This is a genomic window from Photobacterium sp. GB-210 (assembly GCF_003026075.1).
Classification (GTDB): domain Bacteria; phylum Pseudomonadota; class Gammaproteobacteria; order Enterobacterales; family Vibrionaceae; genus Photobacterium.
The window spans coordinates 55,946-82,640 of the sequence record NZ_PYNU01000012.1 but is presented as its reverse complement, the minus strand read 5'-3'; the positions used below and the strand labels follow the sequence as shown (position 1 = coordinate 82,640).

Here is a 26,695-nt window from a genome sequence, read left to right as displayed (position 1 = left end):
ATCAAAAATAAAAAAGCGCCCAAAGGCGCTTTTTTATTATCTGCGATTTTTGTCGCTATAATTTATTAGCCACGACCACCACGGATCGCTTCAATAATTTTGGATGTAGAGCAGCCGTCTTCAAAGTTAAGTACCAGTACTTGACCACCAGCTGCCACAACTTCTTTACCACCCGCAATTTCTTCAGGTTTATAATCGCCACCTTTCACCAAAAGGCTCGGAAGCACTTCACTGATCAAACGTTGTGGTGTTTCCTCGGTAAACGGTACCACCCAATCAACTGCACCAAGACCTGCCAATACCGCCATACGACGATCTTCTGGGTTGACTGGACGACCAGGGCCTTTTAAACCTTTAACTGAGCTATCAGAGTTCACCGCAACAATTAAACGATCGCCTAATTTTGCCGCTTCAGTTAAATAAGCAACATGACCAGCATGTAAAATATCAAAACAACCATTTGTCATAACTACCGTCTCACCACGCGCACGTGCTGACTTTACGGCTTGAATTAATTGAGGCTCAGAAATAACACCAAAACCACTGTCTTGACTACCATGAATGGCATCTGTTAATTCAATAGTAGATAAGGTTGATGTACCCAACTTCGCGACAACGACACCAGCCGCAGCATTGGCTAATTTACACGCATCTGATAACGATTTACCTGCAGATAATGAAGCGGCAAGCACTGAGATCACCGTGTCACCAGCACCTGTTACGTCATACACTTCTTGCGCTTGCGTTGGCATATGTAAAGGCTCACTGCCTTTTTCAAGTAACGTCATGCCATGCTCAGAGCGAGTGACTAACAAGGCTTCAAAATCAAACTTTTCAATAAGGGCTAACCCTTTCTCAACTAAGTCTTCGTCTGACGTGACTTTACCAACAACCGCTTCAAACTCAGATAAGTTTGGTGTAAGCAGTGTGGCGCCACGGTAACGTTCAAAATCCGAACCTTTTGGATCAATTAACACAGGCACATTTGCTTCGCGCGCTAATTGGATCATACCTTGAACGTGCTCTAATACACCTTTCGCATAATCAGATAAAATGACGGCTTTCACATCCGTTAAGGATTGCTTCATGCGCGCAATGATCGGTGCGGGATCAACGTTATGAAAACCTTCTTCAAAGTCTAAACGGATCAACTGTTGCCCACGACTCATTACACGAAGTTTGGTAATTGTCGGATAGTTAGGCAGTGAAACAAAATCACAATAAACGTTCAGTGAAGATAACTTTTCAGTCAGCGCTTTCGCTTGCTCGTCAATGCCCGTTAAACCAATCAATTTTGCATGCCCGCCTAATGCTGCAATATTCATTGCAACGTTAGCGGCACCGCCCGGGCGCTCTTCAATCTGATCAACCTTAACAACAGGTACTGGCGCTTCTGGTGAAATTCGCCCTGTAGGACCTGTCCAATAACGGTCTAGCATGACATCACCAACAATCAAGACACCTGCTTGGTTATAATCAGGAAGGGTCAGTTTCATTTTTTTCTCCGGGAATATGAAAACGCTCAAATACTAGCATAAACTAAAATCAAGATGCATCAGGACAATGTTATTCCGTTAATTATCATCACTATTGATTGGCTCTAAAATTTGCAGCCAGATCGCTTCAACATTTTCTCGTAGCTCAACAAATTGTTTATCAGATACATACGCATCTGATCCTAATAAATTAAGCTTATGGGTTTCATTACGCATTTCACAGTAAGCATGCTGGAGTAATTTTGCATCCTCAGCAGAAATGATGCCTTCTTGCGTCATTGATGAAAATATACGGATATTATCAGACCAACGAGTTACGTCAGGTTGCTCAGCAGCATTCGCTAACACAAGAAATTGGGCGAGAAATTCAATATCGGTGATCCCACCTTTATCTTGTTTTAAACCAAACATTCCCGCTTTTTTCTTACCTAAATGATCACGCATTTTATGGCGCATCTCGACAACGGCTTTGGCTAATTCATTTCGTTTGCGAGGAATTGATAATATCTGCTGGCGAACATCGGCAAAGGCATGCTGCAATTGTTGGTCACCATAAATCATGCGAGCACGAACAAGCGCCTGATGCTCCCATGTCCACGCCTCTTGCTGCTGATAATCAGCAAACGCGGTGACGGTACTGACCAATAACCCTGATGCACCAGATGGACGTAACCGCATATCAACCTCATATAACACGCCTGATGCGGTTCGAGTTGAAAATAGGTGAATGATCCGTTGCGCTAGACGTAAATAAAATTGACGGCCATCTATTTCTTTAAGGCCGTTGGTGTAAACATTATCAGGGCAATCATGCATAAAAACCAAATCAAGATCAGAGCCATAACCAAGCTCCCAACCACCAACTTTACCATAGCCCACAACACCAAACCCTTTCCCCTGTCGTTCAACTAAGTGGCTCGGCTCACCATATTTCTGAGCGATTTGTAACCATGCTTGGTTCACTACAGCTGCAACAATCGCTTCAGCTAAATAAGTTAAGTGATCACTAACCTTCATCACAGGTAAAATACCAGCAATGTCAGCCGCTGCAATTTTCAACAACTGAACTTGTTTAAACTGTCGAATCGCCTCCATTTGCTGCTCCATATCTTCTTCTGGAATACGAGCAAGATATTCACGCAATTCGTCTTTATAACTGGTGAGCTCTGTCGGCTTATAAAGGTGCTGTGGATCGAGTAATTCATCTAATAAAAGTGGATATAACGCCAGCTGATCGGCAACCATTGGGCTTGCTGCACAAAGTCGAATCAATTGCTGTAAAGCGGCTGGGTGTTCAACCAATAGCTCAAGATAAGTGGTACGTGTTGCGATCCGAATGATCAGTTTGGTTAAACGCGGTAACAGTTGAGTCGCATCATCTCGCATCACAACCTGTGATAATACTTCGGGCATTAGGCGAGCTAACACTTCGCGCCCACGGGGGCCCAATGTACGTTTAGATAGCTCAGCTTTAAAACCAATTAAGTGCTCTGCTAACTCAATGGATGCTGGCTCATTTAATTCAGCAAGGATCGCGAGTAAGACTTCATAATTGAGCACCATTGCCCACATTTCATGATATTGAGCATCAACACTTGCTTGATCATCTTGCTCCTCCACACCGATGATATCTTCAAAAATCAAGTGAATTGCAGACATATGAGATTCGACATCTTGCAGTAAAGCAGCCCAATCAGCATATCCCATTGCACACGCTAAACGTGCTTGATCAAGTGCTTTATCTGGTAACGTTTGGGTTTGTTTATCATCGATTGCTTGGAGTAAATTCTCTAAACGGCGCAAGAAACAATAGCCATCTTGTAACACAGCCACATCTTGTGATGGCAATAAACCTAATTCATTCATCGCTGATAAGGTGGGCAGTAATCCTCGTCCTCGCAGACTCGGTTCACGTCCACCACGGATCAACTGAAATGACTGCGCGATAAATTCAACCTCTCGGATCCCACCAGCGCCTAATTTAATATTATTGCTAAGTCCTCGACGTCTTACTTCACTGCTGATCATCGCTTTCATGCGACGCAAAGCTTGTACAGCACTGAAGTCGATATAACGACGAAAAACAAAGGGCCGTAGCATTTGACGTAATTCTTGATACTGGCTAAAGCTTTCTTTGCCCATCACGCGCGCTTTGATCATCGCATAACGTTCCCAATCACGTCCTTGCTCTTGGTAATAATCTTCAAGGGCAGCATAGCTCATCACTAATGGGCCACTGTCGCCAAAAGGACGTAAACGCATATCAACGCGATAACAAAAGCCATCATAAGTTTGTTGATCTAACGCTTTAATCAACTTCTGTCCTAGACGGGTAAAGAACTGCGCATTGGCAAGACTTCGACGCCCACCTTGCGTTTCACCATTTTCTGGATAGGTAAAAATAAGATCGATATCAGAAGAAAAGTTTAGCTCTCCACCACCCAGTTTACCCATTCCTAATACCAACATAGGTTGAGCTTCACCGCTTGCGTTCATTGGTGTGCCCCAATCAGCACAACATTGACGATATAACCAATGGTAGGCTTCCATGATCAACGCTTCAGCAAGCTGCGATAAAGACTCTAAACTCTGCTTTAACGGGACAACATTAGTAAAGTCATGCCAAGCAATAAGGCACATTTGTCGACGACGAAATTGCCTTAACACATGCATTAATTGGTTTTCATCTTTCACATCATTTAACTGCTCAGATAAGCACTGGCGGTAATCAATCGATTCAAGATGCTGACGATGATGCAGTAGCCAAGTTAGCCATTCAGGATCTTGCACTAATGACGAAAAAATAAAATCACTTAAGCCTAAAACTGAACGCAGCTCTTCTCTATCTTGCCCTTGCCATTGCGCTAACGCTTCAGGGTGATGTTCGGCAAGTTTATGAATAGCAAGATCAGCGGCATCAGCCAGAGAAGTAAAACGAGAAATATTAGGAAAAAAAGCGCTCTTTTCTACAGTCATGTGCTTTCCTTGAACAAGTAATCTGACAGAATTGTTTCTACATTAGCATAGAAAAACGCCCATCAAATGATGGGCGTTATAATTTTATACATTACTGATTATCTCATTACACGAGGCGATGAGTTACACCTGAAATGCCTTAATTTTTGTTTCTAAATCATTAGCATGTTGGTGCATGGTATCTGACGTTTCAGCAAGCTCAGTCACCACTGTCACCGACGCTTCTACCAGCTCTCGTACATTGGTTAAATTCTGGTTCATCTCATCAGCAACCGTTGTTTGCTGCTCTGCTGCGGTGGCAATATGGAAATTCATATCATTAATTAGCTTTACTTGTGCAACAATTTTTTCTAATTCATCCCCAGCATTGGTCACCAAGTCAACCCCTTCAGCCGCCTCTTCAACACTTTGCTCCATCAAACCCACGGCTTGCTGGGCACTTTGTTGTAATTGACTGATCATCTCTTGAATTTCAACCGTTGCAGTTTGTGTCCGTTGCGCCAAATTACGTACTTCATCGGCAACAACAGCAAAACCGCGTCCAGCATCGCCTGCGCGTGCAGCTTCAATCGCAGCATTCAATGCCAGTAGATTGGTTTGCTCTGAAATACTTTGGATTGTCACAATAACTGTGCTGATCTTCTCAACGCGTGCTTCGACCTGATTAACCGCATCAGCAGATTGACGAATATCGCCAGAAAGCTGATTAATTGTGCTCATTGTTTTGCCTACAAACTCTTGTCCTTGCGCTGCTTGCTCTGATGTTCCCACTGTGGCATCAGAAGCTTGCCTTGCATGTTCAGCGACGGTTTGTACCGTAGAGGTCATTTCTGACATCGCAGAAGCTAATTGATCAATCTCTGCAAACTCTTCTTGTGCCGACGCTTTCGTCTCTACCATACTAATTGACATAATATCGGACAGGCTCGAAAGCTCACTCGCCACTGTACGTTGAGCTTGCAATACTTCCTGTAACTGAAAACGTGCGGTTTCTAGCTCACGTGCTAAATCACCAAATTCATCACGGCAATCCATCTCAATCGGCTCAATTAAATTACGTTGTGCCAAATTTTTAATACTTAGTTTTAAGTAATTAATTTGACGTAGCATTATCCTTGAACCACCCAGTAGTAGCACCATAAAGGCAAGGATCATAACCCCTGTTTGCCATGCAATTTGCCATAAGTATTGATGGTAATAGTTATTAGCAACTTGGCTTGACTGAGAGCCCACGACCACTAAATCACGCTGGGGGAGTAATTCTGCATATTCATAACGCCCTTGATCTAACGTTAGTGGAGAAGAGATCGTTAATTGAGAGAGTAAAGCTGACAAGGGTTGATTTTCTGACGTTGTTGCACTGAGTTGATCCAGTTGCGTTACAGATGGATGCCCAACAACCTTGCCACTTTTACGATCAATGATATAAACATACGCGTCTTGAGCAGAAACTTGGTTAAAAAAGGATTTTGCTATATCGACACCTGATTTATCATTACCTTTCAATAAATTAGAATATGAAACCGCTTGTTCTTTAGCACGATCTTTTTGGATTTGTGAGACTGCAGAATAAAATGTTTGGGCATCCCATAACTGCTTTCCAAGTAGCAGTACCGTACTAAATACCATTAATAGGATCAATTTGGGCACAAGACGGATATTTGTTAGTCCTTTTTCCCATGATGAAAAGTGCATCGTTGCCATTTGGATCCTCCTTATTGCCCTTCAATTTTCAAGTCAAATAAATGAAGATGAAGCACAATAACTATCAATGAATTTTGCTATCGTCTTTCTTAATAGCAATATATCGACAATAACCACAAAGACCTTAGTGATGAAAGTAATTGATGACGTAAAGTATGAGCTACATCCCATGAGTTTGATGGCATTGGTTCTCTCTATCACCTCGCTTATCATTGTGACCAGCACACTTTTTCTCAATAAACACAGTCCAACGTTTCGTATTTTTATTGCCATAGACACTTTTATCTGCCTGATTTTCTGGTGCCAACTGCTGATAGATTTATTTAGAAGTGAAAGTAAAGCTGCCTACCTAAAGCACCACTGGCCTGATTTTATCGCCAGTATTCCCGCTATCGAACCGTTACGTTTTATGCGTATTTTACAAGTTCTGCGCGTTATTCGCTTATTACGTTCGAGTAAACACATTTACTTTCAGCTACAAAACAATCGCCGAGAAACCACTTTGGCTTCGATCTTCTTATTATTGACGGTCCTTATCACTATTGGCGCAAGTTCTATCTTATTTGTAGAAGGCAATGTCCCTGAAGCGAACATTCATACTGCAGGGGATGCACTATGGTGGGTATTTGTCACTATCTCAACCGTGGGTTATGGCGATTATTATCCGGTTACAACATTAGGTCGAATCATTGCTGTCGGGATCATCATCTGTGGTGTGGGTTTATTTGGTATGGTGGCTGGTTTGGTAAGCTCAATCATTTCAGATCCACAACATGAAAAAGACTTACTCGAAAAAGCACATCGAAAAGAATGGCGAGAAATGCTAGCCAATCAACAAGTCTTACTGGCTAAATTAGATCGCTTGGAAACAAAACTTGATCAACTATCACAAGAGAAAAGCACCAATACACCAAGCCAGCATTAAGAAAACAAAAATATATCGCTATAAAAAAGCCTTGCTTGAGCAAGGCTTTTATTTTCTCTCTAGCACTTAAGGCCAATATGGCGCGAGTTCAATACTCATCTTACGTGTTTGATCCATTGCATGGATCAATGATTCATTTTGACGCTGCAACCATTTCTCAATTTGTACAAAGTCATCACCTTCAAATAACGGCAATAACTGACGTATTGGCTCTAAGGCATAAAGGTCGTCAATGCCTTGCAATAAATCAAACCATGGCATACGGAAAGATTGACGTAATTCAGGATCGTAAAGCGCAGCAAAAGATAAACCACACATTAAATTTCGTTGCAAACGTGGTTTCTGATCAATGTAATCAGAACGGGTTAATTGGCGCTCAGCAGGAAAAGCATCCATTAGCTCACGCCATGAACGAGATAAGATATTATCGGCAAAAGGTTTAATCGCACCAGCAAGTTTTGCGCGTGATTTATCATCTAAAAACGGCTGCCAACCACGGCTTAATATCCAACGACTTAAATCAAGCAATAAACCGCAATAACGTGCAGAGTTCATCAAACGCAACATATCTTCGCTATCGGGTAGCTGTTCATAGCGCGTATCTAACTGCTGTTGTAGTGATTTTCGGACATTTAACTTACGCAACACATAAGATTTATCGTCCGTTAGCGCTTGAATACTATTGGCATCCTCTAACCACGCTAACTCACCTTCTAACCATTGTAATTCTTGGCGTAACAAAGCACTGGCACGACGCGGGATAATACCGCCGAACGTTGCAAAGGTTTGGCGCAATAAGCTTAATGATTGGGAGATTTGAACTAACGCTTGCTGATCTTGCGATTCAGTATAAATTTGTTCGTGGTATAACCAATGCTCTAATGCGTGCTCTAACGTTTTAATAAACGTCGATTCAACCGTATCTTGCTCAGTCGTTGCCACCAGCGTTAAAGGCTTTGGTGTATCACCTTGATAATCTGCTGCTAAGCGGTAGCCACGAGCCGCTTTACTCAAATTACCTAATCGCATACCACCATCCGCACAAAGTGCACGGGCAAGCGTAAATAAAGCATCGGTTTGACCCGATTTAAGCTCTAACTCAACTTCACAAATTGGCGATGATTTACCATTAGTATGGACATCACCATGATCATAGGCCAATTCAATCTGGCTTCCATCCGGCATGGCGACTAACCATTGCTGACGGGTGAAATCGGTTGAGAATAAAGGTTTAATTTGCTGTTGAGCGAGATCAACATCAAAACCTTCTGGCCACGCATCCGCTGGATGTAAAGCCAAAATGGGCGCATCACCATCAATTTCTACATTATATTCAGGACGCTGGTGTAAACCCGCAACGACCCGACCTGCAGTTTTTAATGTTTGTACATAAACATCGTCAAAACGACGTATCCGAAGGCCAATATCATGCTGACGCAATAATTGGTCTGGCGTATCAAAGTAAATATTGCCTAATTCTCGACTGCTCTGCTGCAGAATTTTCGCTTCAGTTATTTTGTTCAATAATTGACTAGAAAATTCTGGTGAGACGATAAACTTCAGTTCTATCTCGGTTTCCATAGTTATACCTATAAACAGTGGCAATCCAAGGATATTTGCTTCTGCGCTTAAGGGCAAGTCAGAAATATCGATAAAACCTTGATCAAAATTAGTTCCACTATACTCATATATACGTTAACATGCGCGCTTCAATGACCATCGCTCAAGATTTAGCCTTTTTCGGGCGCTCTCTAGGTTGATCGGCTATGCCAGTAAATACAATTATGGGGCTCTTTGCAAAATCCCCAATCAAACCACTGCAACGTCACGTTATTCGAGTAACTGAATGTTGTAACTTGCTTATCCCATTCTTTGAAGCATGTAATGCTGGAGACTGGGAAAAGGCGGCTGCTTTACGCGAACAGATCTCGCAACTTGAAAAAGATGCGGATGTGCTTAAGCGTGAGATCCGTCTGAAGCTTCCTCGTGGTCTTTTCATGCCAGTAGATCGTACTGATATGTTAGGACTGTTAACCCAGCAGGATAAACTCGCTAACCTCTCTAAAGATATCGCAGGTCGTGTCTTAGGTCGTAAGCTACAAATCCCTGCGATCATGTACCCAGACTTTGTCGCTTACGTTCAACGATGTTTAGACGCTGCTGATCAAGCACGCCGTGTAATTAACGAATTGGATGAGCTTCTTGAGACTGGTTTCAAAGGCAGAGAAGTGACGCTTGTTGCCGAAATGATTAATCAGCTAGATGTTATCGAAGATGATACTGATTCTATGCAGATTGTTCTACGTCAACAATTAATGTCCATCGAAGACCAACACAGCCCGGTGGATGTCATGTTCCTGTATAAGATTCTCGAGTGGGTAGGCGCGATTGCTGATCAAGCACAGCGTGTAGGCTCGCGTTTAGAGATTATGCTTTCGCGTTCTTAATAACGAGAATTAACAAAACAAGGTTTTACAATGGAAATCCTGGCTAACTACGGCACTCTAATTATTGGAGTGGCAGCTATTTTTGGTCTTTTAATGGCGATTGGTATTGGTGCAAATGATGTTGCCAATGCCATGGGTACTTCAGTAGGTTCAAAAGCACTGACTGTGAAGCAAGCAATCATCATTGCGATGATTTTTGAGTTCGCAGGTGCTTATCTTGCTGGTGGTGAAGTAACAGATACAATCCGTAAAGGTGTTATCGATACCTCACTCTATGCAGCCCAACCTGAAGTACTGGTATACGGCATGATGTCAGCGTTACTTGCTGCTGGTACATGGCTACTGCTCGCTTCTTATATGGGCTGGCCAGTATCAACAACTCACTCAATTATCGGTGCAATTATCGGTTTTGCGTGTGTGTCTGTTGGTACTAATGCAGTGGATTGGCATTCAATCCAAGGTATTGTTGGTAGCTGGTTAATTACCCCTCTTATTGCAGGTATTTTTGCTTACCTAATATTTATCAGCGCCCAAAAATTAATTTTTGACACTGATACTCCACTGAAAAATGCAAAGCGCTTTGTTCCTGTCTACATGTTTATTACTGCGATGGTCATTGCACTAGTAACAATTAAGAAAGGTCTAAAGCACGTTGGTTTGCATTTAACAACCAGTGAAGCTTGGGTTGCATCACTTGTTGTATCACTACTTGTGATGGTAGCAGGTTACTTATACATTCAGCGTAAATACACCGACGACGGCTCTTCTGTTGATAGTAATGGCTATGCCGGTGTTGAAAGTGTATTTAGCGTACTAATGGTAGTAACCGCTTGTGCAATGGCATTTGCTCACGGCTCTAATGACGTAGCTAATGCGATTGGTCCTTTGTCTGCTGTAGTTTCTACGGTTGAGCATGCTGGCCAAATTGCAAATAAAAGTGAAATTGCATGGTGGATCCTTCCACTAGGTGGTATCGGTATTGTTATCGGCCTCGCAACTCTAGGTCATAAAGTAATGGCTACCGTAGGCACAGGTATCACAGAACTAACCCCAAGCCGTGGTTTTGCTGCGCAGCTTGCAACAGCATCGACTGTTGTACTGGCATCAGGTACAGGTTTACCTATCTCAACGACACAAACACTTGTTGGTGCCGTTTTAGGTGTGGGTTTTGCTCGTGGTATTGCAGCATTGAATCTTGGTGTTGTTCGTAACATCGTTGCATCATGGGTAGTTACTCTGCCAGCGGGTGCACTACTTGCTGTCATTTTCTTCTACATTATGCAAGCCATATTTAGTTAAATAGTGGCACAGGTTCAAAAGAGGGAGGCTTAGCCTCCCTCTTTTCTTGCACCTTCCTGCCAAAATTCTTACTATCAACGACCTTAACAAAATCAAGACTCCCCAAGGATCAGATTGTGAAGCACCTCATTAGTCTTTGTTTACTTATTTGTGCGGCAATTGCGCCTATTGCAAATGCGGCACAAGTTCGTTATATCTCCGACAACCTATTTACCTATATGCATTCAGGCCCCGGCACACAATACCGTATAATTGGTAGCGTTGATGCAGGTACTAAAGTTACCCTACTAAGCTCTAATAAAGCGGCAGGCTTTACCCAAATAACCGATGACCGTGGTCGTAGTGGTTGGGTCGATTCAAAATTTGTTTCAACCGAAATTGGCCTAAAAGAGCGTGTTCCTGCGCTACAAACTGAATTAACAGAAGTTAAGGCTAAACTTGCTGAAGCACTTACTTCAAGCGATAGTCAAAACGCTGGGCTTAAAAACACACTAGCTCAACGTAATACACAGATTAATGATTTAGAAACACGCAATAATAAACTGCAAAGCGAGTTGTCTTCATCTCAAGATCAAATCCGTGAACTTCGCGCAAAAATTGATACTCAAAAAGACGACCTATTAATGAAGTGGTTCACTTATGGTGGTCTTGTTGCAGGTGCAGGCTTATTATTTGGTCTTGTGCTACCTCACCTTATCCCACGCCGTCGTAAACGTAATAACGGTTGGGCATAATGACCAAAGAGGCAGAGGTCTCGACATCTGGATCAAAAAAGGCAGCTAAGCTGCCTTTTTTATTATCTCTTGTTAGCGTGCATTTACCACTCTGATAATGCTGGCATACTGATTTCGTAACCATCAAATTTTAATACCACATCACGTGACTCGATACGGGCTAATTTGACGCCTGGCGCAATACTGTCCCCTTCATGAAATTCCTTACCATTGACCTTAACCCAACGTTTAGCAGGGGCTGACGAATAGATATGCTGCTCAAAGTTCATTTTAGGTAATTGGTTTTGAATCGATGCTGGTAGCAAGCCAATAGGGATCACTTTACTTTGTGATTGTTTAGGCGCTTTAACTGAAGGTTGAGCATCAACTTTATCCCCACTGCGATCCAGTTCATTGTCTTGATAACTTTCGCCATCTGTTGCCACAATCGCGGATTTAAGCTGAGCGGCTAACTTAGGTGATAATCCAGAAAGATCTAAATTATCTAGTTGATAGGGATCTTGATCTTCAGATTGTTTTGCAACAGGTTTAGATACCGCAGCATAACTGTCTGCAGAAGCATTCGCTAAATAAGATTGAGTCGGCGTTGCGACTTCATAATCTTGATAAGCAGGCGCGGCTGAATACAGGCTATCACCAACAGGAAGAGGCTCTGTCACCAATTGAGGATAATCCAGAAAAACAACGTCTTTGGTTGGTGATAATACAGTAGCCTGACGGCTCTCTGCTGGCGCTTGCAATACTCGCTGATCATATGTTGATGTCGAGGGTTGCGATTGAGGTACTTGCTTTAACGGTGCACTCAGCGCTGTTGTTTGAACCTGCTCATATTTGGCTTGCTGATAAAACTTATATCCAACAATTGAAGCGGCAGGAAGTAATGCAATAACAAGTGGCCATGCCCATGATGTTGGCATTTTCTGAGCTTTAACACTTCGCATTGGATGCACAACTTTAACGGTTCCTTGACCCGCTTCTCGTTCAGACTGATCCGTATTTTTATTATCTGATTGTTTTAAACTATCTAGCAATTGAGACATTAGCTGTGCTCCGGCTGTAACGTTGGTCCAGGTAGGTTCATCGCAGAATCCAGCACCATAAGTGTCATTGGCCCTGCTATCCCATCAGCCGCTAAATCTTGTGAACGTTGGAAACGACGCAATTTATCTAATATTGATTGATCAAAATAGCCTTTTCTTGGCGACTCTTCACCAAGAAAATCATTCAATTGTTGGTCAAGCCACGCAACGCGTGGACCATTCTGTCCAAAACGAATACTGGTTTTATCACCTAATGGTGGACGCCACAATAAACTAAATTGTCCATCCCAACGTGATTCAAACCATTTTGGTGTCACCGAAATTCGCTCTTTCCCTAAGAGTAATTCAATACGATCATCGGTGATCGCGTATAACACCGCGTAAAAAGGCTTCTGCGCGCCATCTTTTAAAGTTACGATCACGGGACGGTTAATTAAGCCTAATTTTGCTAATGTCGCTTTACCACTAAAACACGCCAAGCTGATCCGCGAACTGGTAGCACATGTTGCTTGATTTAATGCGGTATCAAAGCCCCATAAACGATATAACGTTTGCATCGAAGTTCGCTCTTTACGACTCGCATCAATCAGTTTCGCTAACCTTTCTTGGGTATTTTCTGGGTGATTTAAGGCTGTTGTTATTTTCTGATTATTTAACTCACTCGATGTCTCAACGGCAGACAAATTTACCGCAGCGTATGACGAATGGTTCGGTGCTATCGGTGATGCAACTGGCGCGACAGGTAATGGCCAATAATGCCATACCCCCATCACTAATGTTGAACATAATGACATAGCAACTCCCCATGGGAGCCATGATGCCGCCGTTTTAGCCCCTTTTAAGCGCGCTTTTGACTGAACAGGGACTTGCCAACTTAAAATATCTTCACACGCTTGAACCGCCATTGTTTTAGTCACTTGATGCGTGCCGGCTTGACAAGCCAATTGCATCGACTTATCACACACAAGATTAATTAAGCGCGGAATACCTTGAGTTGCTTTCGCAATATATTTGATGCTACTTGCGTCAAATACAGGGTATAAACAATCGACAGCAGTTAAACGGTAGTGAATATACTCACTCACTTCAGTTTCGGTTAAGGGCAACAGGTGATAACGAGAAGTTATACGTTGAGCAAGCTGACGTAAACGCTCTTGTTGCAATAATTGCTGTAATTCAGGCTGACCAATTAACACGACCTTAAGCAATTTTCTGCTGTCCGTTTCTAAATTGGTCAATAAGCGTAATTGTTCTAATACATCAGGCATAAGGTGCTGTGCTTCATCCACCAGCAGCAATGTTTGTCGACCTTCAGCATGATTCGCAATTAAGTGGCGATAAATGATATCTGTTAACTGTTTAAAGCTCGCGTCAGATTGATAATGTAAACCTAACTCATCACAAATCGCAGCTAATAAATCATGAGCAGATAACGCTGGATTTAAAATAACAGCAACTTGTGTTTGGTGTGACAACCGGGAAATCATCGCACGTAGTACGGTGGTTTTACCAGTACCCACCTCTCCCGTTAATAAACCAAAACCACCACCATCGGTTAATCCTGACAACATATGTGTCAATGCTTCTCGATGTCGTTCACTGAGATATAAAAAACGTGCGCTAGGGACGATAGAAAAAGGCGCTTCAGTGATCCCGAAAAAGTCTTGATACATAGAAATACTCTAGTGCTTAAAATAAGTGATAACCGTTTAACGAGGTTAAATGCTCTTTTGTTCTAAAATACCCGTCAACATTGCGGTATTTATTATCATGGGTATTGATTGGGTTATTGTATACTGCCAAGCAGTAGCGCATAGACCAAGTTCACACTGAATACAGTATTATGGTCAGTTTTTAACTAAAATCGGTAGAGATTCATCTCATTAGTTTCAGATATAAGGAGCTTTCATTGCAAACCTATCTTGTTGGTGGTGCCGTTCGTGACACCTTATTAAACCTTACGGTAACAGATAAAGACTGGGTGGTGGTTGGCACAACACCTGAAGCAATGCTAGCTGCAGGATTTGAACAAATAGGCAGTGACTTTCCTGTTTTTCTTCACCCAAAGACGAAACAGGAACATGCTCTAGCTCGAACTGAGCGAAAATCCGGGCATGGTTATACTGGCTTTACTTGTTATTCTGCACCTGATGTAACGCTTGAACAAGATTTACAGCGCCGTGATCTTACCATCAATGCGATGGCCCAATCACCAACGGGTGAGTTAATTGATCCTTACCATGGACAACAAGATCTTCACGATAAAATTTTACGTCACGTCTCCCCTGCATTTAGTGAAGATCCTTTGCGTGTCTTACGTGTCGCGCGTTTTGCCGCACGTTTTGCCCATTTAGGTTTTACTGTCGCGCCTGAAACTATCGCGTTAATGCAAGAGATGGTGATCAGTGGTGAATTAGAAAGCCTCACACCTGAGCGGGTATGGAAAGAGTGGGAAAAATCACTCTCTAGTGATGACCCACAAGTATTTCTTACGGTACTGCGCCAATGTGGTGCTTTATCGGTTGTCATGCCTGAAATTGATGCGCTGTTTGGGGTACCACAACCTGAAAAGTGGCATCCTGAAATTGATTGCGGTATCCATACTTTATTAGTGGCTAAAAAAGCCGCTGAGTTAACGACCGATAAAACCATTCGTTTTGCCGCACAGGTACATGATTTGGGGAAAGCCTTATCCCCAAAGGAGGATCTACCTCATCACAAGACACACTGTCGAGATGGTATTAAACCTATCAAAGCACTGTGCCAACGTTTACGTATACCGAATGACTATCGCGATCTGGCATTATTGGTCTGTGAACAGCACACCAAAATCCATTATGCCGAAGAAATGCGTGCTGATACCTTTATTAAAATCTTTGATCAAATTGACGCATGGCGAAAACCCGACCGTGTTGCTCAACTAGCAACGTGCTGCCGTGCTGATGCTCGTGGACGCACCCACTTTGAGCAAACACCGTACCAACAAGCTGATATTTTCCAAACTGTATTTGCTATAGCACAACAAGTGGATGTAAAAGCAATTGTTGCAGCAGGGTTTAAAGGCGCAGAGATCAGAGAGCAATTAGCGGCAAAACGTATAGAGGCAGTTGCTCTACATTTAACAGCGACACGCCAAAGTAGCTAAGTATTAGCTTTAAAACAAAAGACACAAAAAAGCCGACTTAATGTCGGCTTTTTTGATCGTAAATAGCGCGTTAAAATTACTTGGACATCAAGAATAAGAACAAACCAATACCCAAAATTAAGCGGTAGATAACAAACGGTGTCATTCCCAAACGCGTTACTAATTTCAAGAACACATGAATACACGCATAAGCACTGATAAACGAAACAGCAATACCAATGCTTAGATTACCGAAATCAATTGGATCTGTGCCCGTCACCAATTTTAAACCAAGGTAACTACCAGCAAGCAGAATAATCGGGATCGACATTAAAAATGAAAAACGCGCTGCAGCCTCACGCGTAAAGCCAAGATACAGTGCAGCTGTCATCGTCGCGCCAGAGCGAGAAGTTCCAGGGATAATAGCCGCCGCCTGCGCTAGACCAATAAACAACGCACTCTTCCAATTCGCTTGATACTCGTTATCGGTTTGCTTGGCGCGTTTATCAACCCACCATAGCAACAAACCAAAGATAATCGTGGTGCACGCAATCACCCATGCTGAACGCAAGTACATTTCGATAAAGTCTTTCATCACCAAACCGAATATACAGGCGGGAATTGTTGCTATCACAATCATCCATGCTAATTTCGATTCAGCGCTATGTTCACGTTTAAAAATGGAGTTAATCCAAGCGGTTAATAATGAAACCACTTCTTTGCGAAAATAAAGAATAACTGCCATCAACGTACCGACGTGTACAGCGACATCAAACGCTAAGCCTTGATCAGGCCAACCTAAGATCTCAGACGGTAATATTAAATGGGCGGAGCTAGAGACGGGTAAAAACTCTGTCAGTCCTTGAATAAGGGCTAACATAAATGCTTCAAAATGACTCATTAATTGTCCTTAATTAAACACAGCATAAAAAGTGAGTAATAACTAACTTTCTACTAAACGACTCATTCAACAGGCCATAATATTTGCTGTTGAGAAAAATTTTGCCAAAGTTGCGCTAATGTTTGAGTCTCTTGTGGTATCACTAAATCAGGATTTAACTCACTGAGCGGCCACAGAACAAAAGCAAAACGGTAAATATCAGAACGTGGTAACGACGGTAAAGCATCACTCACAGCATCGCCATACAACAACAAATCAAGGTCAATTGTACGACTTTGATTTTTAACCGCATGTGCCGGACGCCCTAATTGGCGTTCAATCTCTTTAAGTTGAAATTGTAATGCAGATAACGACAACGATGTCTGTATTTCGATCACTGCATTAAAAAAATTATCGCCATCAAAACCCACAGGCTCAGCTTCAAAAATGCGAGACATTCGCCATTTGCTTGCCAGTGTCTTTACCGCATCTAAGCCAGCTTTTAAATGATATTCACGTTCAATATTACTACCAATACTGATATACGCGGTGATCACTTACTACCTCGCTCTATTTGCACTCCAACGCCACGCGCATTCACCACAGCACCAGGTTTAGTCACCCGTACTTTGATCCAAGGCACATTAAAGTCTGTCATGATTAAATTTGCCACATCTTCAGCTACACGCTCAACTAACAGAAATCGTCCCTGTTCAATCAAGTTAGTGACAGCGGTACTTACCGTTGAATAATCCAACGCATAAGTAACATCGTCACTGTTAGCTGCAGGTCGATTATCATGCGCCATTTCCAAATCAAGCACTAATTTTTGCTTAATTTCTTGCTCCCAGTCATATACCCCAATAGTGGCAATAACTTCTAGTTTTTCGATAAATACCGTATCCATGCTCAATCGCTAATTTTGTTAGAGGTCGGATACCCAATGTCAGCAAAAGCGCGTATTATCAGGTAATATTCGTTAACATGAGTGTTGTTAGTAACAATGCAACATAATCACTGTTAACTTGGCTGGAACTATACCACAGCCATGAACGAGTCAAAATTACTGTTCCGTAATATTGACGCAGATAAGATCCAGTTAACATTTCAATTCCTGTTGGACTGGCACTTACCTTAGATATCCGGAAAAATGCATGACACCACTAGCGCTACTGATGATCATTGCCGCCTACTTACTTGGGTCTATTTCTAGCGCCGTATTAATTTCACGGTTGTATCGACTTCCCGATCCTCGAAAAAGTGGTTCCGGTAATCCTGGCGCCACTAATGTGCTTCGTTTAGGTGGAAAAAGTGCAGCAGCGTTAGTCTTAGTGTCAGATATTCTAAAAGGTATGTTACCTGTGTGGCTAAGCTACTTTTTAGGTATTAATCCTTTTTTACTCGGTATCATCGGTATTGCGGCTTGTCTAGGCCACATCTACCCGCTGTTTTTTCATTTCCAAGGTGGGAAAGGGGTTGCAACAGCCCTTGGGGCATTAGCGCCTATTGGATGGGATTTAAGCGGCATGCTCATTACAACATGGGTACTCACACTGGTTGTAACTGGCTACTCTTCACTCGCTTCACTTATCACAGCCCTTGCTGCACCGATGCTCACTTGGCTGGTAAAACCTGAATACACCATGCCCGTCTCCATGCTCTCTTGCTTAATCATTTTGCGACACCACGAAAATATTCGTCGCCTACTCGATGGACAAGAAACTAAGATTTGGGATAAGTTTTCCAAGAAAAACAAAGACGCTTAAACAAAAAAAGCGAAGCTCTTTGCTTCGCTTTTCTATTGCTATGCCAGCTTTTATTAGTCAGCAATCGGTTTAAGTTGATCAATCGGCCAGCGTGGGAAGGCTTTAACACCTAAATCCATCGTCTCTTTGTTTTTCAAACGCTGCATGCCTGCATAAGCGATCATTGCACCGTTATCTGTACAAAATTCTGTACGAGGATAGAACACTTCACCTTTTAGATTCTTCATCATGCTTTCAAGTTCTTGACGTAAGTACTTATTAGCACTAACGCCGCCAGCAATCACTAAGCGCTTTAAACCTGTTTGTTTTAGTGCACGTTTACATTTAATGGCTAAGGTATCGACTACCGCCTCTTGGAATGCAAACGCGATATCAGCTCTGGTTTGTTCATCGTCGTCGTTAGCACGAATGGTATTCGCCGCGAATGTTTTTAAACCAGAAAAGCTAAAATCAAGACCGGGACGATCTGTCATTGGACGAGGGAATTTAAAACGTCCTTTAGTCCCTTTTTCTGCCATTTTAGACAGTAATGGACCGCCAGGGTAATCAAGACCCATCATCTTCGCTGTTTTATCAAAAGCCTCACCAGCCGCGTCATCAATCGACTCGCCTAGGATTTGGTATTCACCAATACCTTTAACTTCAACCATCATGGTATGACCGCCAGAAACCAGCAAGGCAACGAATGGGAATTCAGGTGCATTATCTTCTAACATTGGCGCGAGAAGGTGTCCTTCCATATGGTGCACCGCAACGGCAGGTAAATCCCACGCGTACGCTAGGCTGCGTCCAATGGTTGCACCCACTAATAATGCACCAACAAGACCAGGGCCTGCGGTATAAGCAACACCATCAAGATCGTCATGAGTCAGTCCGGCAGAAGCAAGCGCAGCCTTAATCAATGGAATCGTTTTCTTAACGTGATCACGCGATGCCAACTCAGGCACAACACCACCGTAATCCGCATGTAGCTTTACTTGACTGTAAAGTTCATGTGCCAAGAGACCTTTTTCATCATCGAAAATCGCAATACCTGTTTCATCACAGGAAGTCTCGATGCCCAGTATACGCATAACAACCTCTATACTATTAGGGGGTTTAAATGAAAAATCGGTATAGTTTCAATAACAACCGATAACTCAAATAGGGTTAGGAAGTACTAATTAAGGGGCATGTTACCGTTGTTGACATAAATTAACCAGTTCATAGACGTAGAATGCTTTACAAATGCCCCCAGATCAGATTAGAATTTCGCACCATTTTTAATCAGCTGACACTTTGAACGTCAGCTTTAAATAGAATCACTCTGAGGTGAGTATTACATGCCAGTAATCAAAGTACGTGAAAACGAACCGTTTGACGTAGCACTACGTCGTTTTAAGCGCTCTTGCGAAAAAGCAGGTATCCTTTCTGAAGTTCGTCGTCGTGAGCACTTCGAAAAGCCAACAACTGTACGTAAGCGCGCTAAAGCAGCGGCAGTTAAGCGTCACCTGAAGAAATTGGCTCGCGAAAACGCGCGTCGCGTTCGTCTGTACTAATCTTTAGATTTTAATACAGAAGGATCGCGTAATGACTCTAATTGAACGTCTTAAAGACGAACAAAAAGCGGCGATGAAGGCGAAGGATAAACCTCGTCTTGGCGCTATCCGTTTAGTTCTTGCAGCAATTAAACAACGTGAAGTTGACGAAAAGATCACTCTTAACGACGACGACGTGTTGGTTGTATTAACAAAAATGGTTAAGCAACGTCGTGACTCTGTAGCTCAATATGAAGCTGCAGGCCGTCAAGACTTAGCTGATGTCGAGCATGCTGAAATCAGTGTTCTAGCCGAGTTTATGCCTCAACCACTAACTGAAGAGGAAATCTCTGCGTTAATGGATGAAGCTATTGCTGCGACTGGCGCTGCCACTATGCAAGACATGGGCAAAGTGATGGGCGTACTGAAACCGCAAATTCAGGGTCGTGCCGATATGGGGATTGTTAGCAAGTTAGTGAAAACTAAACTAGGTTAATCACTCTCCTATTCAGCGACAAGCCGTGCTATCCTTTTGGGATGCACGGCTTGTTCGTATCTGATTGAGCGAGAACTCCACACACTCCAACAACAATCTTCTTTCATTTCACTATCAGGTTATTTGCTTTCTTATGGCAGGAAAAATACCACGTTCATTCATTGATGATCTTATTTCTCGACATGACATTGTCGATGTCATTGATGCGCGGGTAAAACTCAAAAAACAAGGCAAAAACTTTGGTGCTTGTTGTCCTTTCCATAATGAAAAAACACCCTCTTTTTCTGTCAGCCAAGAAAAGCAGTTTTACCACTGTTTCGGTTGTGGTGTGCACGGTAACGTCCTTGATTTTGTCATGGAATTTGATCGCCTTGATTTTGTTGATGCGATTGAAGAATTAGCTTCACAGCTAGGTTTGGAAGTGCCACGTGAAAACGATGGCAATAACACCCAACGTGGTCCAAAAGCCGCTGACAAACGTAATTATTATGAATTGATGGGCCAAGTTTCACAGTTTTACCAATCTCAACTTCGTACCAAAGAAGGTGAAATTGCTATCGATTACCTCAAAGGTCGTGGCTTATCCGGTGAAATCGTAAAGAAATTCTCGATTGGGTTTATTCCTGATCAATGGGACATGGTACGTAGTCGTTTTGGCAGAGATAATGAATCGCAAAAAGCACTTGTCAACACAGGTATGCTGATCGAAAACGATAATGGTCGTCGTTATGATCGCTTCCGTGGCCGAGTGATGTTTCCGATCCATGATCGACGTGGACGAGTCATTGGTTTTGGCGGTCGTGTGTTAGGCGATGGCACCCCAAAATACCTCAATTCACCAGAAACCGATATTTTCCATAAAGGTCGTGAGTTATACGGCTTATATGAAGTGTTACAAACTCATCGTGAACCAAATAAAATCATGGTGGTTGAAGGCTATATGGATGTCGTCGCGTTAGCGCAATTTGGTGTTGATTACGCCGTAGCGTCACTCGGTACATCAACCACAGGCGATCATATTCAAAGTCTGTTTCGTCAAACTAGCACGGTTGTGTGTTGTTATGATGGCGACAGAGCAGGACGAGACGCTGCATGGCGAGCAATGGAGCAAGCGCTGCCGTATTTAACAGATGGTCGCCAACTTAAATTTATGTTCTTGCCTGACGGCGAAGATCCTGATTCATGTATTCGTGCTGAAGGCAAAGACGCCTTTGAACAACGTGTTGATGAAGCGATGCCATTATCAGAGTTTCTCTTCAACAGTTTAATGCGACAAGTCGATACCACCAGCCGCGAAGGGAAAGCGAAACTTAGCACCCTCGCCGTTCCCCTGATCGATAAGGTCCCTGGTGGCACGCTCAGGCTATACTTACGTGAACTGCTTGGCAAAAATTTAGGGTTGCCTGACGAAGCCCAGCTTCAGCAACTAATATCAATGCATGGCAAAACATCAAAACCTGTGGGCCAAGTACAAATCAAGCGAACACCAATGCGAGAAGTGATCGCATTATTGATTCAGCACCCTCATTTTGTCACTCACCTTGAGTTTGACATGGGTGCATTTGAAAATATTGAATTATCAGGCTTAAATTTATTGCTATCGATAGTTGATAAATGCCGAAGTAATCCCAATATTAGCACTGGACAGCTTTTAGAACACTGGCGCGGTACCAAGAATGAAGCCACAATGGCTCGTCTTGCTGCGTGGGTATTACCGTTGTCGAAAGATGAAGACAACAGCTTAGATGTATTTTTAGACGCAATGGACAAAATTATTGATCAGTGCGTCAAACAACAAATTGAACAGTTGCAGACTAAATCGAGAACTGTCGGCTTATCAGTCGAAGAAAAGCAGGAATTACAGTTACTATTACTGAATCGTCCTGTTTAATAAGTAGTCAACAATTAAGAAATTTGTTATAATTAACGGTTTGCAACTCTGCATACTAAATTATCACTCAGACCCGAAGTTGGATACCGTCTATGGAGCAAAATCCGCAGTCACAGCTAAAGTTACTTGTTGCGAAAGGCAAGGAACAAGGCTATCTGACCTACGCCGAAGTAAATGACCACCTACCAGAAGATATTGTTGATTCTGATCAGGTAGAAGACATTATTCAAATGATTAATGACATGGGTATTAAGGTAGTTGAAACTGCCCCTGATGCCGATGAACTCATGATGACTGAAGATAATGCCGACGAAGACGCCATTGAAGCAGCGGCGCAAGCATTATCAAGCGTAGAAAGCGAGATCGGCCGCACGACAGACCCTGTACGTATGTACATGCGTGAGATGGGTACGGTTGAACTACTTACTCGTGAAGGCGAAATTGATATCGCAAAACGCATTGAAGATGGTATTAACCAAGTTCAATGCTCTGTCGCTGAATACCCGTCTGCAATTGCTCACTTACTTGAGCAATTCGATAAAGTTGAAGCTGATGAGCTTCGCCTAACTGATATTATTTCAGGCTTTGTTGATCCTAACGAAGAAGCAACAGCTGCACCAACTGCAACGCACATTGGTTCAGAGCTAAGCGAAAGTGATCTTGAAGACGAAGATAAAGATCTTGAAGATGACGAAGACGCTGAAGATAGCGATGAAGAAGAAGATGACGGCAGCATCGATCCAGAACTTGCTCGTGAAAAATTCTTAGAGCTACGCCAAGCCTACGATAAAATGGCGTTAGCAATTGAAACAAACGGTCGTCAAAATGCGACGACTGAAGTTGCAGTTGAAGAGTTATCTGAAGTATTCAAGCAGTTCCGTCTGATCCCTAAGCAGTTTGACCGTTTGGTTAGCTCACTACGTGATTCTATGGATAAAGTACGCACCAACGAGCGTCTTATCATGCGTATGTGTGTTGATAACAGCAAAATGCCGAAGAAAACTTTCGTTTCCTTATTTGCAGGTAACGAGTCAAGCCAAGATTGGATTGATGAAGCGCTAAATTCTGGCAAACCTTATGCTGAGCGCTTAAAAGCATACGAAGAAGATCTTCGTCGTTCTTCTCTTAAACTACGCATGCTAGAAGAAGAAACGGGTCTTTCTATCGAGCGTATTAAAGACATCAGCCGTCGTATGTCTATCGGTGAAGCAAAAGCGCGCCGTGCGAAAAAAGAGATGGTTGAAGCAAACTTACGTCTGGTTATTTCTATCGCGAAGAAGTACACCAACCGTGGTCTGCAGTTCTTGGATCTAATCCAAGAAGGTAACATTGGTTTGATGAAAGCCGTTGATAAATTTGAATACCGTCGTGGTTACAAATTCTCAACTTATGCGACATGGTGGATCCGTCAGGCAATCACACGTTCAATCGCAGATCAGGCACGTACCATTCGTATCCCTGTTCACATGATTGAAACCATCAACAAACTGAACCGTATCTCTCGTCAGATGCTTCAGGAGATGGGGCGTGAGCCATTACCAGAAGAATTGGCTGAACGCATGCAAATGCCGGAAGACAAGATCCGTAAGGTATTGAAGATTGCTAAAGAGCCAATCTCAATGGAAACCCCAATTGGTGATGATGAAGATTCACATCTTGGTGACTTCATTGAAGATACCACGCTTCAATTACCAATGGATGCAGCAACAGCAACCAATCTACGTGCAGCGACAAACGATGTACTTGCAGGCTTAACACCACGTGAAGCTAAAGTACTACGTATGCGTTTCGGTATTGATATGAATACTGACCACACGTTAGAAGAAGTGGGTAAACAGTTTGATGTAACGCGTGAGCGTATTCGTCAGATTGAAGCAAAAGCGTTACGTAAGTTACGCCACCCAAGCCGTTCTGATGTGCTACGCAGTTTCCTCGACGAGTAAACTTAAGCATTAAAAAAAGCGAGCCTAGCGCTCGCTTTTTTGTATCTAAAACAATGCATACAATCAAATAACAAAGTCACTTATTTGATTTATCCTGCAAATATTTCGAATAGAAGACTAACTGTTGAAAAAGCAAACAAAATCCTAGCCTTAATCGCTAGACAAGGGCAAATCCATCCCCTATAATTTGCCCCATATTGGCCCCTTAGCTCAGTGGTTAGAGCAGGCGACTCATAATCGCTTGGTCCCCAGTTCAAGTCTGGGAGGGGCCACCAAACATAGAAAGGCAGAAAAGGTTAATCCTTCTCTGCCTTTTGTTTTATCTACAGTCTTTCAGATTCAGATCACAAAAGCCATTATTGTGATTTCATCAATTACTTTGATAATTATTCACCACAACAGAATATGTTACAGTCTAAAGACAATATTAAATAACCCTTCAAGTCTTGATAAATAACAATACTTTATTTTTATTTTTCAGCATAATCATCATCGTTACGTCACATAACAATGAGACGATTTTGACTCTTAACTCTAAGTGCAAATCATAAGAGTTCTGCTATAATGTTGCGCTCGTTAAACTCATATCCAATAAACTGTTTGATATTATTAATTAACGCAAGTATCAAGATCTAACCAACGATAAGTAACAATAAAAATTTGTACTGTCACTTTATCAAAGCGCCAACGTTTTTATAAAGTAATGTTTATCGAGTTTTTTATTACAACCATCGTAGTAACTATTCTCTCATTTAGGATGTAGTGACACAGCAATCAGATGAGAACATTGGTTCTATGATGATAATTTCCCCTTGGGTAAAAGTTCGTCTGGAGAGACCCTCAATGAAAAAGACCAAGATCGTATGTACGATTGGACCTAAAACTGAATCTGTAGAAATGCTTACTAAACTAGCTAACGCTGGTATGAACGTAATGCGTCTTAACTTCTCACACGGTGACTTCGAAGAGCACGGCCAACGTATTCGTAACCTACGCGAAGTAATGGCTAATACAGGCAAAGAGCTAGCAATCCTGTTAGATACTAAAGGCCCTGAAATCCGTACAATCAAACTAGAAGGCGGTCAAGACTTCTCTCTAGTAGCTGGTCAAGATTTTACATTTACAACTGACACTTCAGTTGTAGGTAACCAAAACTGCGTTGCAGTAACTTACCCAGGTTTTGCTAAAGACCTAACAAAAGGTAACACTATCCTAGTAGACGACGGTCTAATCGAAATGGAAGTGTTAGAAACAACTGATACTGAAGTTAAGTGTAAAGTACTTAACAACGGTGACTTAGGCGAAAACAAAGGTGTTAACCTACCTGGCGTTTCTGTAAAACTGCCTGCGCTTGCTGAAAAAGACAAAGCTGACCTTAAGTTCGGTTGTGAGCAAGGTGTTGATTTCGTTGCTGCATCTTTCATCCGTAAAGCTGAAGACGTACAAGAAATCCGTGCGCTTCTAACCGCTAACGGTGGCGAAAACATCCAAATCATTTCTAAGATCGAAAACCAAGAAGGTGTTGATAACTTCGACGCTATCCTTGATGCATCTGACGGTATCATGGTTGCTCGTGGTGACCTAGGTGTTGAGATCCCAGTAGAAGAAGTAATCTTCGCTCAGAAGATGATGATCGAGAAGTGTAACCGCGCACGTAAAGTGGTTATCACTGCAACTCAAATGCTTGATTCTATGATCAAGAACCCACGTCCAACTCGCGCAGAAGCGGGCGATGTTGCTAACGCAATCATGGATGGTACAGATGCAGTAATGCTTTCTGGTGAGTCAGCGAAGGGTAAATACCCAATTGAAGCTGTCACTATCATGGCGCAAATCTGTGCACGTACTGATTACGTTGTTAAGCCAGAGCTAGGTTCTCGTCTAGATAGCCCTCGTCTACGTATCACAGAAGCGGTATGTAAAGGTGCAGTAGATACAGCTGAGAAACTAAACGCTCCGCTAATTATCGTTGCTACTGAAGCTGGTAAGTCAGCTCGCTCTGTACGTAAGTACTTCCCAACAGCACGCATTCTTGCTGTAACAACAAATACTAAGACAGCAGCTCAGCTATGTCTTTCTAAAGGTGTTACACCTGTTGTTGTTGATTCAATTGAAAGCACTGATGCATTCTACCTACGCGGTAAAGAGCTAGCGCTTGAAACAGGTCTTGGTGCTAAAGGCGACATCGTTGTTATGGTTTCTGGTGCTCTAGTCGCTTCAGGTACTACAAACACAGCATCTGTACACGTACTTTAATTCGTACCTACAGATGTACAAAAAGGAGCTCTTGTGGCTCCTTTTTTATTTTATTCTCTTAACACCTTAAACATCCTCCCCCTTAAGGTGCCCCTTTTAATCTTAACAATAAATACGTGATAGCCCTTACTTTAGGGAATGCGACATCATTATGTTAGCCATCACTTATATGATACCCCTTCTATAAATGATCAAATAGCA

The 26,695-nt window shown here is 42.5% G+C and carries 21 protein-coding genes and 1 tRNA gene; 12 read left to right on the top strand and 10 right to left on the bottom strand.

Features of this window, described 5'->3' with window-relative positions:
* Positions 1-65: 65 nt before the first annotated feature.
* The 3 genes from hldE to C9J38_RS14225 form a co-directional block, all read right to left on the bottom strand.
* Entirely contained in the window at positions 66-1,496 is a 1,431-nt protein-coding gene (gene hldE / locus C9J38_RS14235; protein WP_045083504.1) for a bifunctional D-glycero-beta-D-manno-heptose-7-phosphate kinase/D-glycero-beta-D-manno-heptose 1-phosphate adenylyltransferase HldE, read from the bottom strand.
* Positions 1,497-1,574: 78 nt separating this feature from the next.
* Positions 1,575-4,472, bottom strand: a complete 2,898-nt coding sequence (glnE, locus tag C9J38_RS14230) for a bifunctional [glutamate--ammonia ligase]-adenylyl-L-tyrosine phosphorylase/[glutamate--ammonia-ligase] adenylyltransferase (protein WP_107207661.1) — start codon at positions 4,470-4,472, stop codon at positions 1,575-1,577.
* Between the two features lie 123 nt (positions 4,473-4,595).
* Positions 4,596-6,176 carry a methyl-accepting chemotaxis protein gene (locus tag C9J38_RS14225; protein WP_107207660.1) on the bottom strand — a complete coding sequence of 527 codons (1,581 nt, stop codon included), beginning with the start codon at positions 6,174-6,176 and terminating at the stop codon, positions 4,596-4,598.
* Positions 6,177-6,306: 130 nt separating this feature from the next.
* Between C9J38_RS14225 and C9J38_RS14220 the strand changes: the two genes are divergently transcribed.
* Positions 6,307-7,101 (top strand): potassium channel family protein, encoded by a 795-nt coding sequence (locus C9J38_RS14220; RefSeq protein WP_107207659.1) that lies wholly within the window; start codon positions 6,307-6,309, stop codon positions 7,099-7,101.
* A gap of 66 nt (positions 7,102-7,167) precedes the next feature.
* Here C9J38_RS14220 and C9J38_RS14215 read toward each other — a convergent pair whose 3' ends face one another.
* Positions 7,168-8,682: an inorganic triphosphatase gene (locus tag C9J38_RS14215; protein WP_107207658.1), complete on the bottom strand. Its 1,515-nt coding sequence runs from the start codon at positions 8,680-8,682 to the stop codon at positions 7,168-7,170.
* Between the two features lie 185 nt (positions 8,683-8,867).
* Between C9J38_RS14215 and C9J38_RS14210 the strand changes: the two genes are divergently transcribed.
* The 3 genes from C9J38_RS14210 to C9J38_RS14200 all read left to right on the top strand — a co-directional run bounded on the left by C9J38_RS14210 (position 8,868) and on the right by C9J38_RS14200 (position 11,581).
* On the top strand, positions 8,868-9,548 hold the full coding sequence (locus tag C9J38_RS14210; RefSeq protein WP_107207657.1) for a TIGR00153 family protein: 681 nt from the start codon (positions 8,868-8,870) through the stop codon (positions 9,546-9,548).
* A gap of 30 nt (positions 9,549-9,578) precedes the next feature.
* Complete coding sequence (locus C9J38_RS14205) at positions 9,579-10,847, top strand: inorganic phosphate transporter (protein WP_107207656.1); 1,269 nt, start codon at positions 9,579-9,581, stop codon at positions 10,845-10,847.
* 116 nt (positions 10,848-10,963) lie between these two features.
* Positions 10,964-11,581 (top strand): TIGR04211 family SH3 domain-containing protein, encoded by a 618-nt coding sequence (locus C9J38_RS14200; RefSeq protein WP_107207655.1) that lies wholly within the window; start codon positions 10,964-10,966, stop codon positions 11,579-11,581.
* An 83-nt stretch (positions 11,582-11,664) separates the two neighbouring features.
* Here the strand turns inward: C9J38_RS14200 and C9J38_RS14195 are convergent, their stop codons facing one another.
* Entirely contained in the window at positions 11,665-12,621 is a 957-nt protein-coding gene (locus C9J38_RS14195; RefSeq protein WP_107207654.1) for a general secretion pathway protein GspB, read from the bottom strand.
* Complete coding sequence (locus tag C9J38_RS14190; protein WP_199195420.1) at positions 12,621-14,294, bottom strand: AAA family ATPase; 1,674 nt, start codon at positions 14,292-14,294, stop codon at positions 12,621-12,623. The genes C9J38_RS14195 and C9J38_RS14190 overlap by 1 nt, the downstream gene beginning before the upstream one ends.
* Positions 14,295-14,530: 236 nt before the next feature.
* On the opposite strand from C9J38_RS14190, the gene C9J38_RS14185 reads away from it, so the two are divergent.
* A complete protein-coding gene (locus C9J38_RS14185; RefSeq protein ID WP_107207653.1) occupies positions 14,531-15,766 on the top strand; it encodes a multifunctional CCA addition/repair protein in 1,236 nt (411 codons plus the stop codon).
* Between the two features lie 76 nt (positions 15,767-15,842).
* Here C9J38_RS14185 and C9J38_RS14180 read toward each other — a convergent pair whose 3' ends face one another.
* The 3 genes from C9J38_RS14180 to folB all read right to left on the bottom strand — a co-directional run bounded on the left by C9J38_RS14180 (position 15,843) and on the right by folB (position 17,532).
* Positions 15,843-16,646 carry an undecaprenyl-diphosphate phosphatase gene (locus C9J38_RS14180; RefSeq protein ID WP_107207652.1) on the bottom strand — a complete coding sequence of 268 codons (804 nt, stop codon included), beginning with the start codon at positions 16,644-16,646 and terminating at the stop codon, positions 15,843-15,845.
* A gap of 62 nt (positions 16,647-16,708) precedes the next feature.
* Positions 16,709-17,182: a 2-amino-4-hydroxy-6-hydroxymethyldihydropteridine diphosphokinase gene (gene folK / locus C9J38_RS14175; protein ID WP_105059439.1), complete on the bottom strand. Its 474-nt coding sequence runs from the start codon at positions 17,180-17,182 to the stop codon at positions 16,709-16,711.
* Positions 17,179-17,532 carry a dihydroneopterin aldolase gene (gene folB / locus C9J38_RS14170; RefSeq protein WP_045130746.1) on the bottom strand — a complete coding sequence of 118 codons (354 nt, stop codon included), beginning with the start codon at positions 17,530-17,532 and terminating at the stop codon, positions 17,179-17,181. The genes folK and folB overlap by 4 nt, the downstream gene beginning before the upstream one ends.
* Before the next feature lie 247 nt (positions 17,533-17,779).
* On the opposite strand from folB, the gene plsY reads away from it, so the two are divergent.
* The gene (plsY, locus tag C9J38_RS14165; protein ID WP_005369836.1) at positions 17,780-18,391 is read left to right on the top strand and encodes a glycerol-3-phosphate 1-O-acyltransferase PlsY; all 612 of its coding nucleotides are present in this window, start codon (positions 17,780-17,782) and stop codon (positions 18,389-18,391) included.
* 53 nt (positions 18,392-18,444) lie between these two features.
* Here the strand turns inward: plsY and tsaD are convergent, their stop codons facing one another.
* Positions 18,445-19,464, bottom strand: coding sequence for a tRNA (adenosine(37)-N6)-threonylcarbamoyltransferase complex transferase subunit TsaD (gene tsaD, locus C9J38_RS14160; protein WP_107207651.1), 1,020 nt, complete (start codon positions 19,462-19,464; stop codon positions 18,445-18,447).
* 249 nt (positions 19,465-19,713) lie between these two features.
* Here tsaD and rpsU point away from each other — a divergent pair, with 249 nt between their 5' ends.
* From rpsU to pykF, 6 genes are all read left to right on the top strand, one after another.
* Positions 19,714-19,929, top strand: a complete 216-nt coding sequence (gene rpsU / locus C9J38_RS14155) for a 30S ribosomal protein S21 (RefSeq protein WP_005301411.1) — start codon at positions 19,714-19,716, stop codon at positions 19,927-19,929.
* Positions 19,930-19,960: 31 nt separating this feature from the next.
* Positions 19,961-20,404 carry a GatB/YqeY domain-containing protein gene (locus C9J38_RS14150; protein ID WP_005369839.1) on the top strand — a complete coding sequence of 148 codons (444 nt, stop codon included), beginning with the start codon at positions 19,961-19,963 and terminating at the stop codon, positions 20,402-20,404.
* Between the two features lie 133 nt (positions 20,405-20,537).
* A complete protein-coding gene (dnaG, locus tag C9J38_RS14145) occupies positions 20,538-22,295 on the top strand; it encodes a DNA primase (protein WP_107207650.1) in 1,758 nt (585 codons plus the stop codon).
* A gap of 92 nt (positions 22,296-22,387) precedes the next feature.
* Positions 22,388-24,238 (top strand): RNA polymerase sigma factor RpoD, encoded by a 1,851-nt coding sequence (gene rpoD / locus C9J38_RS14140; RefSeq protein ID WP_005369841.1) that lies wholly within the window; start codon positions 22,388-22,390, stop codon positions 24,236-24,238.
* A gap of 199 nt (positions 24,239-24,437) precedes the next feature.
* Positions 24,438-24,513 (top strand) — tRNA-Ile (locus C9J38_RS14135).
* 568 nt (positions 24,514-25,081) lie between these two features.
* Positions 25,082-26,494 carry a pyruvate kinase PykF gene (gene pykF / locus C9J38_RS14130; RefSeq protein WP_005369842.1) on the top strand — a complete coding sequence of 471 codons (1,413 nt, stop codon included), beginning with the start codon at positions 25,082-25,084 and terminating at the stop codon, positions 26,492-26,494.
* The last annotated feature ends 201 nt before the right edge of the window (positions 26,495-26,695 follow it).